General features: G+C 62.5%; 16 protein-coding genes and 1 rRNA gene. All 17 read right to left on the minus strand.

Annotated features, from left to right (window positions below):
- Positions 1-94 precede the first annotated feature (94 nt).
- A complete protein-coding gene (der, locus tag CLV85_RS09010) occupies positions 95-1,615 on the minus strand; it encodes a ribosome biogenesis GTPase Der (RefSeq protein WP_100389185.1) in 1,521 nt (506 codons plus the stop codon).
- Positions 1,616-1,629: 14 nt separating this feature from the next.
- Complete coding sequence (gene cmk / locus CLV85_RS09015) at positions 1,630-2,304, minus strand: (d)CMP kinase (protein WP_100389186.1); 675 nt, start codon at positions 2,302-2,304, stop codon at positions 1,630-1,632.
- A complete protein-coding gene (locus CLV85_RS09020) occupies positions 2,301-3,383 on the minus strand; it encodes a prephenate dehydrogenase (protein ID WP_100389187.1) in 1,083 nt (360 codons plus the stop codon). The genes cmk and CLV85_RS09020 overlap by 4 nt, the downstream gene beginning before the upstream one ends.
- Positions 3,380-4,153, minus strand: coding sequence for a pseudouridine synthase (locus CLV85_RS09025; protein ID WP_100389188.1), 774 nt, complete (start codon positions 4,151-4,153; stop codon positions 3,380-3,382). The genes CLV85_RS09020 and CLV85_RS09025 overlap by 4 nt, the downstream gene beginning before the upstream one ends.
- Positions 4,140-4,778 (minus strand): SMC-Scp complex subunit ScpB, encoded by a 639-nt coding sequence (gene scpB, locus CLV85_RS09030; protein ID WP_100389189.1) that lies wholly within the window; start codon positions 4,776-4,778, stop codon positions 4,140-4,142. Before scpB ends, CLV85_RS09025 begins: the two co-directional genes overlap by 14 nt.
- Entirely contained in the window at positions 4,768-5,634 is an 867-nt protein-coding gene (locus CLV85_RS09035) for a segregation and condensation protein A (RefSeq protein WP_100389190.1), read from the minus strand. Before CLV85_RS09035 ends, scpB begins: the two co-directional genes overlap by 11 nt.
- Positions 5,618-6,505 (minus strand): ParA family protein, encoded by an 888-nt coding sequence (locus CLV85_RS09040; protein ID WP_100389191.1) that lies wholly within the window; start codon positions 6,503-6,505, stop codon positions 5,618-5,620. The genes CLV85_RS09035 and CLV85_RS09040 overlap by 17 nt, the downstream gene beginning before the upstream one ends.
- 118 nt (positions 6,506-6,623) lie before the next feature.
- Positions 6,624-7,559 carry a site-specific tyrosine recombinase XerD gene (locus CLV85_RS09045; protein ID WP_100389192.1) on the minus strand — a complete coding sequence of 312 codons (936 nt, stop codon included), beginning with the start codon at positions 7,557-7,559 and terminating at the stop codon, positions 6,624-6,626.
- Between the two features lie 23 nt (positions 7,560-7,582).
- A complete protein-coding gene (locus CLV85_RS09050) occupies positions 7,583-8,215 on the minus strand; it encodes an NUDIX domain-containing protein (RefSeq protein ID WP_189621805.1) in 633 nt (210 codons plus the stop codon).
- Positions 8,205-9,905 carry a CTP synthase gene (locus CLV85_RS09055; protein WP_189621804.1) on the minus strand — a complete coding sequence of 567 codons (1,701 nt, stop codon included), beginning with the start codon at positions 9,903-9,905 and terminating at the stop codon, positions 8,205-8,207. The genes CLV85_RS09050 and CLV85_RS09055 overlap by 11 nt, the downstream gene beginning before the upstream one ends.
- A gap of 83 nt (positions 9,906-9,988) precedes the next feature.
- Positions 9,989-11,695 (minus strand): DNA repair protein RecN, encoded by a 1,707-nt coding sequence (gene recN / locus CLV85_RS09060; protein ID WP_100389194.1) that lies wholly within the window; start codon positions 11,693-11,695, stop codon positions 9,989-9,991.
- On the minus strand, positions 11,692-12,636 hold the full coding sequence (locus tag CLV85_RS09065; protein ID WP_100389195.1) for an NAD kinase: 945 nt from the start codon (positions 12,634-12,636) through the stop codon (positions 11,692-11,694). The genes recN and CLV85_RS09065 overlap by 4 nt, the downstream gene beginning before the upstream one ends.
- 54 nt (positions 12,637-12,690) lie before the next feature.
- Positions 12,691-13,485, minus strand: a complete 795-nt coding sequence (locus CLV85_RS09070; protein WP_100389196.1) for a TlyA family RNA methyltransferase — start codon at positions 13,483-13,485, stop codon at positions 12,691-12,693.
- A complete protein-coding gene (locus CLV85_RS13440) occupies positions 13,478-13,630 on the minus strand; it encodes a hypothetical protein (RefSeq protein WP_169925785.1) in 153 nt (50 codons plus the stop codon). Before CLV85_RS13440 ends, CLV85_RS09070 begins: the two co-directional genes overlap by 8 nt.
- Before the next feature lie 2 nt (positions 13,631-13,632).
- Entirely contained in the window at positions 13,633-14,631 is a 999-nt protein-coding gene (locus tag CLV85_RS09075; RefSeq protein WP_229820192.1) for an HAD-IIA family hydrolase, read from the minus strand.
- On the minus strand, positions 14,621-16,105 hold the full coding sequence (locus CLV85_RS13490; protein WP_205030348.1) for a primosomal protein: 1,485 nt from the start codon (positions 16,103-16,105) through the stop codon (positions 14,621-14,623). The genes CLV85_RS09075 and CLV85_RS13490 overlap by 11 nt, the downstream gene beginning before the upstream one ends.
- Positions 16,106-16,192: 87 nt before the next feature.
- A 5S ribosomal RNA gene (gene rrf, locus CLV85_RS09090) occupies positions 16,193-16,276 on the minus strand; the annotation flags it as partial.

Here is a 16,276-nt window from a genome sequence, read left to right on the forward strand (position 1 = left end):
AATCGGCAAACGCAGCACGCCAAACGGCGAGTCACTCTCCTAGGAGAATGACTCGCCGTTTAGTCGTTAAGCCGAAGCCGGTGGTCTCGAGAACCTACTTGCGCTTGCGCTTCTCACGCACACGCATGTTGACCTGGATGGGGCTGCCATCGAAGCCGAAGATCTCACGCAGTCGACGCGTAATGAATCGACGGTACTGCGGGTCCAAGAATCCGGTCGTGAAAAGCACGAACGTTGGCGGGCGGCTCGATGCCTGCGTACCAAAGAGGATGCGCGGCTGCTTGCCACCACGAAGCGGGTGAGGGTGCTCCTGCGTAAGTTCAGCAAGAAGCGCGTTGAACTTACCGGTCGGAATGCGGGTGTCCCACGACTCCAACGCCAGTTCGAGAGCCGGAACCAGCTTCTCCATGTGACGACCGGTCTTAGCCGAGATGTTCACGCGAGGAGCCCAGGCAACGTGGCCGAGGTCCTTGTCGATCTCACGCTCGAGCAGGTCGCGACGTTCGTCGTCGAGAAGGTCCCACTTGTTGAAGGCCAGAACGAGCGCCCGGCCCGATTCGAGCACGAGGTCAACGATCTTGAGGTCTTGAACGCTGAGCGGCTGGCTCACGTCGAAGATGACGACGGCAACTTCAGCCTTTTCCAGCGCGGCACTCGTGCGCAGCGTGGCGTAGAAGTCTGCACCCTGGGCGAGAGCAACACGGCGACGGATGCCGGCGGTGTCAACGAAGCGCCAGAACTTTCCGCCGAGCTCGATTTGCTCGTCGACGGGGTCGCGAGTCGTGCCGGCGAGGTCGTTGACAACAACGCGCTCTTCGCCAGCAGTCTTGTTCAGCAGGCTCGACTTGCCCACGTTCGGGCGACCGAGGATAGCAACGCGGCGCGGGCCACCCACTTCTTCCTTAGCCACAGTCGAGATCTCCGGAAGAACCGTGAGCACGTGGTCGAGAAGGTCAGCAACACCACGGCCGTGAACGGCAGACGACGGCCACGGCTGACCGAGGCCGAGGCTCCAGAGCGCTGCGGCATCCGATTCCTGATGAACGTCGTCAACCTTGTTGGCGACCAAAATAACGGGCTTCTTGGTGGCTCGAAGCATGCGCACGACGTGCTCGTCGGTCGAGGTGGGGCCAACCGTGGCATCCACCACAAAGAGCACAGCGTCGGCGAGGTCGATAGCGATCTCAGCCTGCGCGGCAACCGAAGCGTCGATTCCCTTAGCATCAGGTTCCCAGCCGCCGGTGTCGACGATCGTGAAGTGACGGTTGTTCCACTCGGCCTTGTAGTTCACACGGTCGCGAGTAACACCGGGGGTGTCCTCTACAACAGCCTCACGACGGCCAATGATGCGATTGACGAGAGCCGACTTGCCGACGTTCGGGCGACCAACGATCGCGAGAACGGGCAGAGCGGGAAGGTAGTAGACGGCGTCCGGGTCATCGGATGCTGATTCCAGAACCTGAATGTCGTCGTCGTCGAGGTCGTAGTCGCTCAATCCCGCACGAAGAGCTGAGGTGCGCTGGGCGGCCTCTTCTTCGTTCATGCCGGAGAGTCGCTCGACGAGATCCGGATTCAGTTCGGGAAAGTCGTCGTCGGCGGGCGAATGATCGGCCATGGGTAGTCCTTTGTTTACATGCTGGAGCGAACGAAACTCGCGACGGCCGTCACGGTTTGATCGAAGTCAAGATTGGTGGAGTCAATGGTGATGACTCCATCGGCGGCGTTCATGAAGTCCACGACTTTGGAGTCCTGCGCATCTCGATAACTGAGTTGTTGCGCCGTTGTCGCGCTCGATTCTCCGGAGAGTTCGGCCGCACGCCTTTCCATCCTAGCTTCTTCACTGGCTGTGAGCAGAATTCGCGCCTGAGCATCCGGTGCGACCACCGTGGTGATGTCACGGCCTTCCACCACAATTCCGGGTTTGTCGCTGCCAGCGATGATGCTGCGGAACAGGTTCACCATGTACTCCCGCACTTCGGGAACCCGGGCGATGTTCGACACAACGCCCGTGATGCGAGGTTCGCGGATGTCGTTGGTCACGATCTCCGAGTCGACCTTCACAAAGTAGTTGTCGGGATCGATACCGATGGAGTACTCGAACCGCGGGAGCGTCTCGATCACGTCGCCGGGCCCGAGGGTGTCCACACCGCGCTCGAGGCAGTGCAGCGCGAAACCACGGTAGGCAGCTCCCGTGTCGAGGTAATCGAAGCCGAGTTCGCGAGCGGTCGCCTTCGAGACACTCGACTTTCCGCTGCCGGCCGGGCCATCGACGGCCACAACAACAAACGACGGGTTCTTATTCACGCGAAAGTCTCTGCAATCTTCCAACCGCGAGCTTCGAGCTCGCTCAACAATGTGGCTTCTTTTTCGGGCAACACCGAGATTTCGGCGAGGCCGAACTGGGCACCCGGTGAATGCTCCAGGCGCAAGTCTTCCATGTTCACATTCGCTTCGCCGATTTCGGTGAGCAGTCGTGCGAGCTGACCCGGCTTGTCATCGATGATCACGACGAGGCGACTGAACTGCTTGCTGGTTCCGTGCTTGCCCGGGATGCGGGCCACCCCGTCGTTGCCACCGGCGAGAACTTCGGCCAGGGCGCGGCGCGAGCCCGGAGCATCCGGATTCTCCAGCGCTTCGATAGCGACAGCAAGCTCGGCTTGAAACTCGCGAAGAACAGAAGCTACGGGGCCAGCGTTGGCACCCAAGATTTGAACCCACAGTTCCGGCGCGCTCGACGCAATGCGGGTGGTGTCGCGCAGCCCTTGGCCGGCAAGGCCAACAGCGGCATCGGATGCTCCCGCCAACCGGTGCGCGAGCAAACTCGCCACCACTTGGGGAACATGCGAAATCAGGGCAACCGCGTCGTCGTGCTCGGAGGCCGACATCGTCACGGGGATAGCGCCCAGTTCAATAACAACGTCTTCGATTGCGCGGCGGCGGAAGGGCTCTCCGCGACCAATCACCCACGGGCGACCGATGAAGAGGTCGGCGCGAGCCGAGATGGCTCCCCCGCGTTCGCGTCCGGCGAGCGGATGCGAGCCCACGTAGCGATCGAGGTCGGCACCCAGCGCGATGAGTTCGTCGATCACGCCGACCTTCACACTCGCGACATCCGTCACGGTTGCCTGCGGCCACGCCATGAGTTCGCGCGCGACGACCTCCGCCGTAACATCCGGCGGAACCGCCACGATCACGAGCGACGGCTTGTCATCAGCTTGCGGCGCGCGACCGGCACCGTAGTCAATCGCGAGCGTCGCTGTGGTGCGCGACGCGTCGTGCAAGATCACGTCAACGCCCTTGGCCCGCAGGCCGTGACCGATGCTGGCACCAAGCAATCCCGCACCAACGATGCGAACTTGCCCAGTGATGCGGCCTAGATTCACGAGCGCTCCTCGGCGTCACGGGCGATCGTCAAGACCGCACCCAGCTCCACCTTGGTGAGATTGCGGGTCTTGCCCACGCCGAGGCTGCCGAGGTTGAGCGGCCCAAACTGGCGACGAACGAGCTCGAGCACCGGGTGACCAGCAGCCTCCATCATGCGGCGAACGATGCGGTTACGCCCCGAGTGAAGCGTGAGCTCCACCATGGACTCGTCGTTGACGGCGCGACCGATAACGCGAGCCTTGTCGGCAGCGATCGGGCCGTCTTCAAGCTCAATGCCTTTGGTCAGCTGCGAGACGGTCTGCGCGCTCACGATGCCCTCAACCTTGGCGATGTACGTCTTGGTGACACCGAACGAGGGGTGCGCCAGAACGTGCGCGAGTTCGCCATCGTTCGTGAGCACGATCAGTCCGGAGGTCTGCACGTCGAGACGGCCGACGTTGAACAGTCGCTCGTCGTAGTTACCGGTGAACTGCTGCAGGTCGGGGCGACCACTCTCATCCGCCATCGAGCTCACAACGCCCACTGGCTTGTTGAGCATGACGTAGCGCTTGGTCGTGTCGAGCTGAATGGCCGAGCCATCCACCGTCACCCGGTCGGTCGGCTTAACGCGGCGACCGGCTTCTTCAACGACCTTGCCGTTGACCGCAACGCGGCCCTGGTAGATCAAATCTTCTGACACACGGCGGGAGGCGACTCCGGCTGCGGCCATTACTTTTTGAAGGCGTTCGCCCTCGGGGTGACTGGCGCCTGCGCCATTAGCGTTGTTCATCAAAACCGTCCGAACCATCAGATAAAAGTGGCGAGATGGGAGGCAATTCGGCAATGGAGTTGATCCCCAATTGCACGAGCATGAGCTCCGTTGTTTCGTAATGGATGGCGCCCGTCTCGTTGTCGGTAAACGCCTCCGTAATAAGTCCTCGGCTCAGCAGTGTACGCACTACTGAGTCAACATTCACGGCGCGCACGGCGGCGATCGCCCCGCGACTGATCGGTTGCTTATACGCAATCACGGCAAGAGTCTCCAATGCGGCCTGACTCAAGCGTGAAGGATTCTGTGTATAAACGAAATCGCGCACCGCGGCGTCGTAGTCGGCGCGCACGTAAATACGCCAGCCGCCGCCCACTTCCCGCAGCTCAAAACCACGACGCGGACCCTCGCCTTCGCCATCGAAATCAGCCCGCAGCGCGGTGATCGTCTTACGGATCTCGGCGACAGGAGCGTTCAGTGCAGTCGCAAGACTCACGATGCTCTGTGGCTGATCGGCCACCATGAAGATCGCTTCAAGCCCGCGAGCGAGGTCGACAACGGGGCCGGCAGCGAGTTCTTCCGCGGTCGGTTCGGTGTCGGGCTGCTCGGTGGGCAGGTTTTCGGTCCTCGCGGTGTCAGTTTCCATAATCAGCTCCCAGATTAGCGAGGCTATCGTCTGACCAGTGATCCGCCGTCCAGCGGACCGTCAATTCGCCCAGGGGTTCGATCTGCTCGAACGCCACGTTCGAGCCGCGATACAGCTCCAGCACCGCCAAGAAGCGAGCAACAATGACGCCCTTGAGCTCGGCGCCCGCGATCAGTTGACGGAAGGTCATCGGCTCCCCCGCGCGCAACAGGGCAACGACGTGAGCAGCCTGTTCGCGGATACTGATGAGCGGGGCGTGCAAATGGTCGAGCCCGACGCTCGGAATCTCTCGCGGCGTGAACGCGAGAGTCGCGAGTGCCGCAAAATCGTCGAGGCTCAGCGTCCACACGAGCTCGGGAGTCTGGGTGCGGTATTTCTCTTCCAAACGCACCGAGCGAACCGTGCGCGTGGCTTCCGCCTCGAAGTGGGAACCGAACCAGTCGCTGGCCTGTTTGAAGGCGCGGTACTGCAAGAGGCGAGCGAAGAGCAGGTCGCGCGCCTCGAGGAGAGCGACATCTTCGGCATCCACGAGTTCTCCCTGAGGAAGGAGTCCCGCTACCTTGAGGTCGAGCAGCGTGGCAGCAACCACCAAGAATTCGCTGGCCTGATCGAGTTCGTCGATGTCATCCGAGCCCTCGGGCGACTCGAAATCGCGCAGGTAGGCGATGAACTCGTCGGTGATCTTCGAAAGCGAGACCTCGGTGATGTCGAGCTCATGCTTGGTGATGAGCGACAGCAGCAGGTCGAACGGCCCGTTGAAGTTGCTGAGAGAAACAGAGAATCCCGCCGCGGGGGTCTCGGTTTCGTCGGCGCCACTCGCCGACGGCGCCTCAACGTCGCTAGGCGACGGCGCCACGGGCGATCAACTCTCGCGCCACCTGGCGGTAAGAGTGCGCCGCAGAGTGGTCGGGGGCGAAGGTCGTGATGGGAGAACCGGCAACGCTGGCATCCGGGAATTTCACGGTACGACCGATCACGGTCTCCAGAACATCGTCACCGAAGTTCTCGACTACGCGCTCAAGCACTTCACGCGAGTGCAGCGTGCGGGCGTCAAACATGGTGGCGAGGATGCCGTCGAGCTTGATCGCGGGGTTCAGCCGATCCTGAACCTTTTCAATCGTCTCCACGAGCAGAGCTACACCGCGCAGCGCGAAAAACTCGCACTCCAACGGAATGAGCACGCCGTGGGCAGCGGTGAGGGCATTGACGGTGAGCAAGCCCAGCGAAGGCTGGCAGTCAATCAGGATGACGTCGTAGTCATCGCTGACCTTGCGCAGCACGCGGGCCAGGATCGTTTCGCGAGCGACCTCGTTGACAAGGTGCACTTCTGCGGCCGAGAGGTCGATGTTCGCCGGGATGACGTCAAGGCCGGGAACGTTCGTGTGAACGATCGCTTCTGCCGGGTTTTTGATCGTGCCGAGCAGCAGGTCGTAGATTGTCGGCACATCGTGCGTCGGAACGCCGAGGCCGGCCGAGAGCGCACCCTGCGGGTCAAAGTCGATGGCGAGAACGCGGCGACCGTACTCAGCGAACGACGCGCCAAGGTTGATGGTGGTCGTGGTCTTGCCGACGCCACCCTTCTGGTTGCACAGCGAAATGATGCGTGCGGGGCCGTGCCCATCGAGCGGCGGGGGCTCCGGGAAGTTGGTGATCGGCCGGCCGGTTGGACCCATTGCCTGAACATCCAACCCTGCCAGCGTCGATTCGTTCTCACGCTGTTTCGTCATGCCAAAAGTTTACGTCGCGCATTCGTCGCAGCTCGTGCTCCCACGCGCGGACACGGCAGGGTCGCCTCTACCAAAGGTTGAAGGTTTGAGAGCGCGACACGCCCAACGAGAGCGCCCGCTACCGGGCTCGCGGATGCGCGGTCGTGTACATATCCCGCAGAGTGTCGGCGGTCACCATCGTGTAGATCTGCGTCGTCGCGACCGAGGAGTGCCCCAGTAGCTCTTGCACCACTCGCACGTCGGCTCCGCCCGAGAGCAAATGCGTCGCAAAGGAATGCCGGAAGGTGTGCGGCGATATATCGATGCCCAGTTCGGCACGTTCTGCAGCTGATTGGATGATCAACCACACGTTTTGGCGAGACAGTCGAGCCCCGCGCGCCCCCAAGAACAGAGCCGGCGTCGAGGCCCCTTTGGCCGAAAGCACGGGACGAGCGCGCACGAGGTACTTCTCAATCGCGGCCTGCGCAAAGCTGCCGACCGGCACGATGCGCTGCTTATTTCCCTTACCCAGCAGGCGCACGATGTCGCCGTCAATCATGTCGTCGACGTTGAGCGCGGTGACCTCCGAAACGCGCGCACCCGTGGCGTACAGCAACTCCAGCAGAGCGGTGTTGCGCAACGAAATGATTTCGTCGCCGGGGAACGAGCCAAGCACCGCCGTCATTTGCTCGATGGTGATGGCCTTCGGCAGTCGCATCGGCTGTTTCGGAATCGCCACGGTGTGCGCAACGTCTTCCCCGGCGAGCGATTCGTCGACGAAAAAGGTGTGGAGCCCGCGCACGGTTGAGAGCATGCGCGCGACCGAGGAGGCCGCGAGCGGGCGCTCGGTATCGGCTCGCAAGCTGTGCGCGAAGGCCGTCACGTCATCCGCTGCCACAGCAGCCGGGGTGACCAAGCCTCGAGCGCTCAAGAATTCGAGGTAGTTGTCGAGATCACGCCGATAAGCAGCGAGAGTATTCGCCGAGAGACCTCGCTCGATCGCAAGATGCCGCAGATAGCGCTCTGCGGCCACCGCGATCGCGTTCTTCGCTGCGGGATGCGCCGACTCGGTCATGTCGCTCAACCTACCGCGAGAGGCTATTCAGCGTAGTTTCGCGGATGCCGCGGCCACGGAGCGTTGGCGTCACCGAGCGTGCTCCACCCTCGGTCGCGGCCCAACTGCGCCGCCAATAGCCCAAGGCACAGAATCGAGTTTTGCACGCGGCGCTCCAGTACGGCTTCCACAGCATCTTCGAGCGGAACCCAGCGAAGTTCGATTCCGGCCTCTTCGGCGTAACGGTCAAAGACTTCACCGGTAGCGCTGACGCCCCGCGCGAGATAAATACGCACGGCCTCATTGCTTCCCCCCGGCGAGGTCAACATTTCGCTGAGCACGTGCCAGGACTCGGCTTGCAGATCGGTTTCTTCTGCCAGCTCGCGCTGAGCCGCGATGAGCGGTGACTCGTTGAGCACATCGAGCAAGCCTGCGGGCAGTTCCCAGTCACGCAGGCGCACCGGATGCCGGTACTGCTTGATCAGCAGAACCCGGTCACGCTCATCCATCGCCAGCACCGCTACGGCGCCGGTGTGGTTCACAAATTCGCGCGTGATCGCAGTACCGTCGAGCTGAAAACGCTCGCGATCGACGTTCCACACGTGCCCCGCGAACACCGTTTCAGTGCTGAGGAGCTCGGGAGTGACGCGGTCGTCGCTCAGTTCGTTATGCATCATCCTGCTCGGTCACCTCGAAGAGGCGGTTGGACTTTTGGCGCTCAATCGCTGCGGCAATAAGGCCGCGGAAGAGCGGGTGCGCGTGGTTGGGGCGCGAGAGAAGTTCAGGGTGAGCCTGAGTTCCGACGTAGTACGGGTGAACTTCGCGCGGCAGCTCGACGAACTCAACGAGAGTGCGGTCGGGCGAGATTCCGGAGAACGTGAGTCCGGCATCCGCAATCTGCTGGCGGTATTCGTTGTTCACCTCGTAGCGGTGACGGTGGCGCTCGGCCGCGGTGGGCGCGCCGTAGATCTCTTCGACGATCGAACCGGGCTCGAGGTTCGCGTTGTAGAGACCGAGGCGCATCGTGCCGCCCATGTCTCCCCCAGCGATGATGTCGACCTGCTCGGCCATCGTGGCGATAACCGGGTACTTCGTGTCGGTGTCGAACTCGGTGGATGACGCGCCTTCGAGGCCGGCCATGTCGCGAGCGTATTCGATCACCATGCACTGCAATCCGAGGCAAATTCCGAGGGCCGGGATGCCGTTCTCGCGAACGAACTTGAGAGCGCCGAGCTTGCCCTCGATGCCGCGCACGCCGAAACCACCTGGAACGATGATGCCGTCGAGGTCGGAGAGGTGCTTGGCTGCGCCTTCGGGAGTTTCGCACTCGTCGGAGGGAACCCAGCGGATGTTGACCTTGGCGCTGTTCGCGAAACCGCCGGCACGCAGTGCTTCGGTGACCGAAAGGTAGGCGTCGGGCAGGTCGATGTACTTACCGACCAGACCGATCGTGGTCTCGTGCTTGGGGTGGTGAACGGCTTCGAGAAGCTCGCTCCAGCCATCCCAGTTGACCGAGTCGGCTTCGAGGCCGATCTGGTTGATGATGTAGGCGTCGAGTCCTTGGCTGTGCAGCATTTCGGGGATGTCGTAGATGCTGGCGGCGTCCGTGGCGTTGACTACCGCGTCTTCTTCTACGTCGCACATGAGCGCGATCTTGCGCTTGTTCGACTCAGAGACGGGGCGGTCGCTGCGCAGCACGAGAGCATCGGGCTGGATGCCGATCGAGCGCAGTGCGGCAACGGAGTGCTGCGTGGGCTTGGTCTTCTGCTCGCCCGAAGCGGCCATGAAAGGCACGAGCGAGACGTGCACGAAGAAGACGTTCTTGCGGCCGAGTTCGTGACGAACCTGGCGTGCCGACTCGATGAACGGAAGGCTCTCGATGTCGCCGACGGTTCCACCGATTTCGGTGATGATCACGTCGGGCTGCGGGTTCTCGTCGTCAAACGGGCCAGCGGCCTGCAGGCGCATACGGCGCTTGATTTCGTCGGTGATGTGCGGGATGACCTGCACGGTATCGCCGAGGTACTCGCCGCGACGCTCTTTGGCGATCACCTCGGAGTAAATCTGTCCGGTAGTGACGTTGGCTGCCTGGTTGAGCTTGATGTCGAGGAAGCGCTCGTAGTGACCGATGTCGAGGTCAGTTTCGGCGCCATCGTCGGTGACGAAAACTTCACCGTGCTGGAAGGGGTTCATGGTGCCGGGATCCACGTTGAGATAGGGATCCAGCTTCTGCATGACGACGCGGAGCCCGCGTGCTGTCAGCAGGTTACCGAGACTCGCCGCCGTGAGGCCTTTACCGAGAGAAGAGACGACTCCTCCGGTGACGAAGATGTGCTTTGTTACGACCGCGTTTTGATTGTCCACCACGGGGTTCTATCGTATGCCACGACGGGGCATATCGTCGCCGCTTCGGGGCGTTTCGTTATCGACTTAACAGCTTGCGCGAGCTTTTAGCGGGTTGCGCTCTCAAGTTCGTGCGCCGTCTGAATCAGTTCGCGCGCGTGAGCAAGCCCCGATTCGGAGTCGGGAAGCCCCGAAAGCAACCGCGCCATCTCGGCGATGCGGGCTTCCCCTTCGAGCTTGTGAACGCTGGATGCCGTGACCGAGCCATCATCGCCCTTGATGACGCTGAGGTGGTTATCCGCGAACGCGGCCACTTGCGCTAGGTGAGTAACAACGATCACTTGGGCGGTACGGCTGAGCTGAGCCAGGCGCTTACCGATTTCGATGGCGGCAGCACCGCCAACCCCGGCATCCACCTCATCGAAGATGAACGTGGGCACAGGATCGTTGCCGGCGATGACAACTTCGATCGCGAGCATGACGCGGGAGAGCTCTCCCCCAGAAACGCCCTTGCCCAGCGGACGCGGCGGCGCACCGGGGTGCGGGCGCAGCAGAATGGCGACTTCGTCTTTACCGCTGAGCGAGTAATCGCTGCGGTCTTCGACCGTCACCACCACTTCGGCGTTCGCCATCGCCAGATGCGTAAGCTCGTTGCTCACCTCGGATGCCAGGCGCTCAGCACTCGACGTGCGCACCTCGCTGACTCGAGCTGCAAGTTCTATGAGCTCGGCCTGGTCGGCTTCGACCTGCGCACGCAACTCATCAATCCGCGTGGAGTCATTGTCGAGCTCGAGAAGGCGTTGGCTACCGGTATCGAGAACGTCAACGACATCGTCGAGGCTCACGCCGTGCTTGCGAATGAGAGCGGAAAGCTGGCTGCGACGTTCTTCGACCTGCTCCAGCTCACGGCTGCCATCGGCATCCAGACCGGCAAGATAGCCCGAGAGATCGGTCGAGATCTCGCCGAGAGTGATGGATGCTGCCGCCAGCGCTTCGGCGATCGACGCGAGTTGTGCGTCGTGCTCGGCAACCCGCTCAAGCCCTCGTTGGGCACTGGCAAGCATCGCCACGACATCGGAGCCTTCGTCTACGGCGTCCGCCGACAGCACCGCGTGGGCACCCTCAGCGGCCAGACGCAGCCCTTCGAGGTTCGAGAGTCGATCGGCGCGCTCAGTAAGCTCGACATCTTCTCCACGGCGCACGTCGGCCGCTTCGATCTCTTGAATCGCAACGCGAAGCTCATCGGCCTCGCGGCTGCGCAGGTCGCTCTCGGCAATCAACACATCGAGTTCGCCCTGGGCTGCTTGCCAGCGGCGGAAGACAGTTTGATACTGCTCGAGCACGGTAGCCAGCTCAGCGCCGGCAAAACGATCGAGCGCATTGCGTTGCGCAGTGGACGACTTGAGACGAATCTGCTCCGACTGCCCGTGCACAACGACAAGCTGGTCACCGAGTTCGGTGAGCACTCCCACGGGGGCGCTGCGGCCACCGACGACGGCGCGACTGCGGCCTTCGCGCGCGACGGTGCGCACGAGAAGAAGTTCGCCCTCGTCGAGGTCGCCGCCGGCATCGCGTACGCGCTCAGCAACAGCCGATTCCGGGTCGATGACCCAACGGCCTTCGACAGAGGCTTGGTTGCTCTCAGCCCGGATCGAGGTGGGGTCGGCCCGCTCCCCCAGGAGCAGCCCGAGCGCGGTGACGACCATCGTCTTACCCGCGCCGGTCTCGCCAGTGAGCGCTGTGAATCCAGGGCTCAACGGAAGGCGTGCCGAAGCAATAACGCCGAGGTCGCGAATGGAGATCTCTTCGATCACGAGTGGGGTACCTCCTCCGATGCTGGCCCACGCCATCCATTGACCGGCAGATTGAATTTCTTGACAAGACGATCGGTGAACGGGCCCTGCGACAGGCGCGCAAGGCGCACCGGCACGGGCGATCGGCGCACCACTACGCGGGCGCCGCGCGGCAAGTCGTAGGCGCGACGGCCATCACACCACAGAACACCGGTTCCCATGTTGCGCGCCAGAACTTCAACGGCAAGCGCAGAATCGGGCCCGACGACGAGCGGGCGCGCAAAGAGCGCGTGGGCACTCAGCGGCACAAGGAGCAGGGCGTCGAGGCTTGGCCAGACAACTGGTCCGCCCGCGGAGAATGCGTAGGCGGTAGAGCCGGTGGGCGTCGACATCACGACGCCGTCGCATCCGAAGGAAGAAAGGGGGCGGCCATCGACTTCGATGACCACTTCGAGCATCCGCTCGCGACTGGCTTTCTCGACGGTCGCTTCGTTGAGGGCCCACGTTTCGTAGACAACCTCGGAATCAACCTTCACGCGCACCGCAAGGGTCATTCGTTCTTCAACGAGGTAGTCACGGGCCAAGGCACGCTCGACGGTCGATGTCAGCTCTTCGCGCTCGCTCTCGGCGAGGAACCCCACGTGGCCGAGGTTCACGCCGAGCAGCGGTGCACTGCAGCCGCGGGTGAGTTCAGCGGCACGAAGGATAGTTCCATCGCCACCGAGCACGATCACAAGTTCAAGCTCACCGGTCTCGACCTCGTTGCCGAGTCGGCGCACTGGCGACAGATCGGGCTCCGCTTGCAAGATCGTTTCGTAGCTATCGGGGGCCAAGACCACCACGATGCCAGCACTGATGAGCTGCCGGCACACCGAGATCGCGGCGGTCAGGGACTCTGCGCGCCCTGTGTGAGCAATGACCAAAATGTGACGCTCAGAAGCATGAGAGTTCTCGGACTGCACCGTGCACCTCTCATTCGTAGTGATAATTCGTTTCGCCACCACTCAATGATGGCCTTAGGCGATTGCAGAAACCTGCGTTAACCATTCTGTCGGATTGCTGCCTGATCGTGCGCTCAACCAGACAAGATACTCACGGTTTCCTGCATTACCGGCGATTGGTGAGGAGATGACACCGGCGGTACCAAGCCCCACGTCCCAGGCCGCCCACAAAACGCCCATGATTGCTTCGTCCCGCAAAGCCGAGCCGTGAACAATTCCTTCACGAATGTTTGTGCGTCCCACTTCAAACTGAGGCTTCACGAGCAACACGTAGTCAGCGCTCTCCCCCACCGCAGCGTAAAACGCGGGCAGAACAGTGCGCAGCGAAATAAACGAGAGGTCTGAGACCACGAGCGTCGGAGTTTCGGATGTCCCACTCAGTTCAGCCAGCGATTCAGCGGTGAGATAGCGGGCATTCGCTCGCTCGACCACCCGCACTCGGGCATCCGAGCGGATCAGGTCGACGAGTTGCCCGTGCCCGACGTCGAGCGCAATAACCTCGCGAGCACCCCGCTCGAGGAGCACCTGGGTGAAGCCACCTGTCGATGCGCCGACATCGAGCGCAAGCCGATTTGTGGGGTCAATGCCGAAGGCATCGAGTCCCGCTACAAGCTTGTGCGCGGCGCGGCTGACATAGTGGTCGGTCTCAGCGACGTCAATTTCGTGCTCGTCGGTGACGGGAGTTGAGGCCTTGGGCGCAGCAACGCCGGAAACAGTGACGAGGTTGTCCGCGATGAGTTTCGCCGCGTGAGTGCGCGAGCGAGCAAGCCCTCGGGCGGCAAGAGCCGCATCGAGCCGCATGCTAGCCATTGCGCGAGAACGCGTCCTTGCCCTCAAGCTGCTGCTGCAGTTGATCGTGAATCTGAGTGAACGCCGCGGCGCGGGTTTCGAGCGGTTGATCCTCGATCAGGCTCAGTCGAGACATCAATCCGTCAACGGGCGATTCGTCATCCATGCTCACGAATATAGCTCCGCGGGAACCTCAAGGGCGTAGATGGCGCTCCCCGAGTTCCAAATCGCTGCCGCTCCTGCACGCAAGCGGTCGATGGATGTTCCGGCCGTGGTCACGCTCAGTCGCTGACCCTCGAGGCGCACCGTCGCCGTCCCCACTGTCGTCACTACGGCGGCGCCGTCGTGCGTGACCACAGTTTCGGGATACGGCTCCAGCAGCCCGCGCAAGTCGTCAACGATCATCGTCGGACGTTCATCCGGGATGCACGCGAGTACTTGCTTGGCCTGGTCGATTCCGGTGAGTACGAGCAACGACGGGATGCCGGCACGATTCGCCCCGAGGATGTCGGTGTCGAGACGGTCGCCGATCATGAGCGCCGAGCGCGATTCGTAACGGCGGAAGGCCTCTTCGAAAATGGCCACTTCGGGCTTGCCCGCGACGATCGGCAACCGGCCGACTGCCGAGTGCACGGCCGAGACGAGGGTTCCGTTACCGGGAGCGGTGCCCCGCGCCTGCGGAATCGTCCAGTCAGTATTCGTCGCGATCCAGGGGATGCCGTCGTCACCACCTTTGAGAGCGAACGACGCTTCGGCGAGATCTTTCCAGCCCACGTGCGGAGCGAAGCCCTGCACGACTGCTGCGGGCGAGTCGTCCGCTGAGCGAGTGACGACAAAACCCGACTTCTCGAGTTCGCTCGTGAGACCTTCGCCGCCAACGACCATGATGGTCGAGCCGGCGGGCACGAGGTCGCGGAGCAACCCCATAGCGGCTTGCGGTGAAGTCACCACGTCGTGCGGTGCGACAGTCAGCCCGAGCTCGCTCAAATGCTCAGCAACGGATGCATCGGTGCGTGAAGCATTGTTTGTGATGTAGGCCACCTGAGCGCCCTCAATCGCATTCATGCTCTCGACGGCATACGGAATCGCGTCCGGACCGCGGTAGATCACTCCATCGAGGTCAGCGAGTACGAGATCGATACCCGTCAGCGGCGTGTTACTCGCCACGTGGGGTGCTTTCGCTTTCGTTCCCGTCCGCTTCTTCAGCGCTGTCCACAGCCCCATCGGTGCCCTCAGTTTCAAAGTTGGAGTCCAAGTCAGAGTTGGAATCCGCGTCAGAGGTCTCTGACGACTCGTCGTTGAACTCAATGTCTTCTTCGATAACTTCGATCATGTCGTCGTCATCGTCGCCCAGAGCTTCGGCTGCAACATCCGCTCGCGCAAACCACGTTGCCGCTTCGTCTTCACGACCGAGCTCTTCAAGAACCGTTCCGTACGCGCCGAACAGCGCTGGGCTGTAGGTGAACGCCGTAGTGGGGTCCAGCTGAGGAATTTGCAGCTCAACGAGCGCTTCTTCAGCTTGGCCCAGGTCAAGACGAGCACCGGACATCGCGATAGCCAGCTCAACCTGCACGGGAACCGACAGCGTGCCGCGCTTCACCGAACGGCCGAGTTCGAGAGCACGCTCGGGGCGCTCAAGGCCACGTTCGCTGTCCACCATCATGGGCAGTTGATCGTCGCGACCGGTAATACGGCGATACGTACGTAGCTCACGAAGAGCAAGCGCGTAGTCGCCTGTCGCATACGCAGTGATCGCAAGAGTTTCGCGAACGACGCCGATACGGCCGGCACGACGCGCAGCCGAAATAGCGTGCTGGTGAGCAAGCTCGGGGTCCTCTTCAATGAGCTGGGAGACCATCACGAGGTGCAGGGCAACGCCTTCAGCGTTCTCCTTGCTGAGGGTCTTGAGCTCGTTGGAGGCAACGCGGTCGAGCATCTTGGGCGTTACGCCCTCGGGGATCTCCGGGGCCTGGTGGAAGGCACGAACCGAGCGGATGCCGAAGGGATCGCGATCCTCTTCAGGTTCACGCTCACTGGCGTTACGATCTCCGCGCGCGGGCGCACCGCCTTTGGTCCAGAGACGCTTCTCGTCGGGGCCACCGCGACGATCGGATCCGCGGTCGGGACGTCCGCCGCGCTCAGGGCGCCCTGAGCCATCGGAACGGAACGGGCGTGCCGGCCGGTCTCCCCTATCGGGGCGATCGCCGGAGCGAGGCGGTCGTGAGTCACGGTCGCCGGAACGGGGTGGACGCGAGTCGCGATCTCCCGAGCGCTGTGGCCGAGAATCGCGCTCGTTGCTGCGGGGCGGACGACGGTCGTCACCTGCCGAGGAATCGCGGCGCGGTGCACGATCGCTGCTGTCGCCATCACGACGGGGGCGGCGGTCGTCGCCAGCGCCGGCGTCACGACGCGGTCGACGGTCATCGCCCTCTGGCTTGTCGCGCCAGGGACGGTCTGAATTGGATGCGGGCTTGCCGCGAGCCGGTCCGCCCGCGGCGTTGTCACGGCGTGGCCTTCCATCGCTCGGGCGTCCTTCGCCGGGGCGTCCGCCGGTGGGTCGTCCACCGGATCGAGGCGCGCCTGAACGGCTTCCGTGGGGTCGGCTGTCTCGCCGGCCGTCGTTACCTGACGAATCGCTCACAAATTGCTCCTGAATATGGGTGGAACTTAACGCAAAATGGCCACCTCTGTGTCTATTAAACACAGTGGTGGCCATTTCACAATTTAAGTCCGGCGGTGTCCTACTCTCCCACAAGGTCCCCCTTGCAGTACCATCGGCGCAGAGAGTCTTAGCTTCCGGGTTCGGAATGTA

The sequence above is a fragment of the Salinibacterium amurskyense genome (assembly GCF_002797685.1).
Lineage (GTDB): Bacteria > Actinomycetota > Actinomycetes > Actinomycetales > Microbacteriaceae > Rhodoglobus > Rhodoglobus amurskyensis.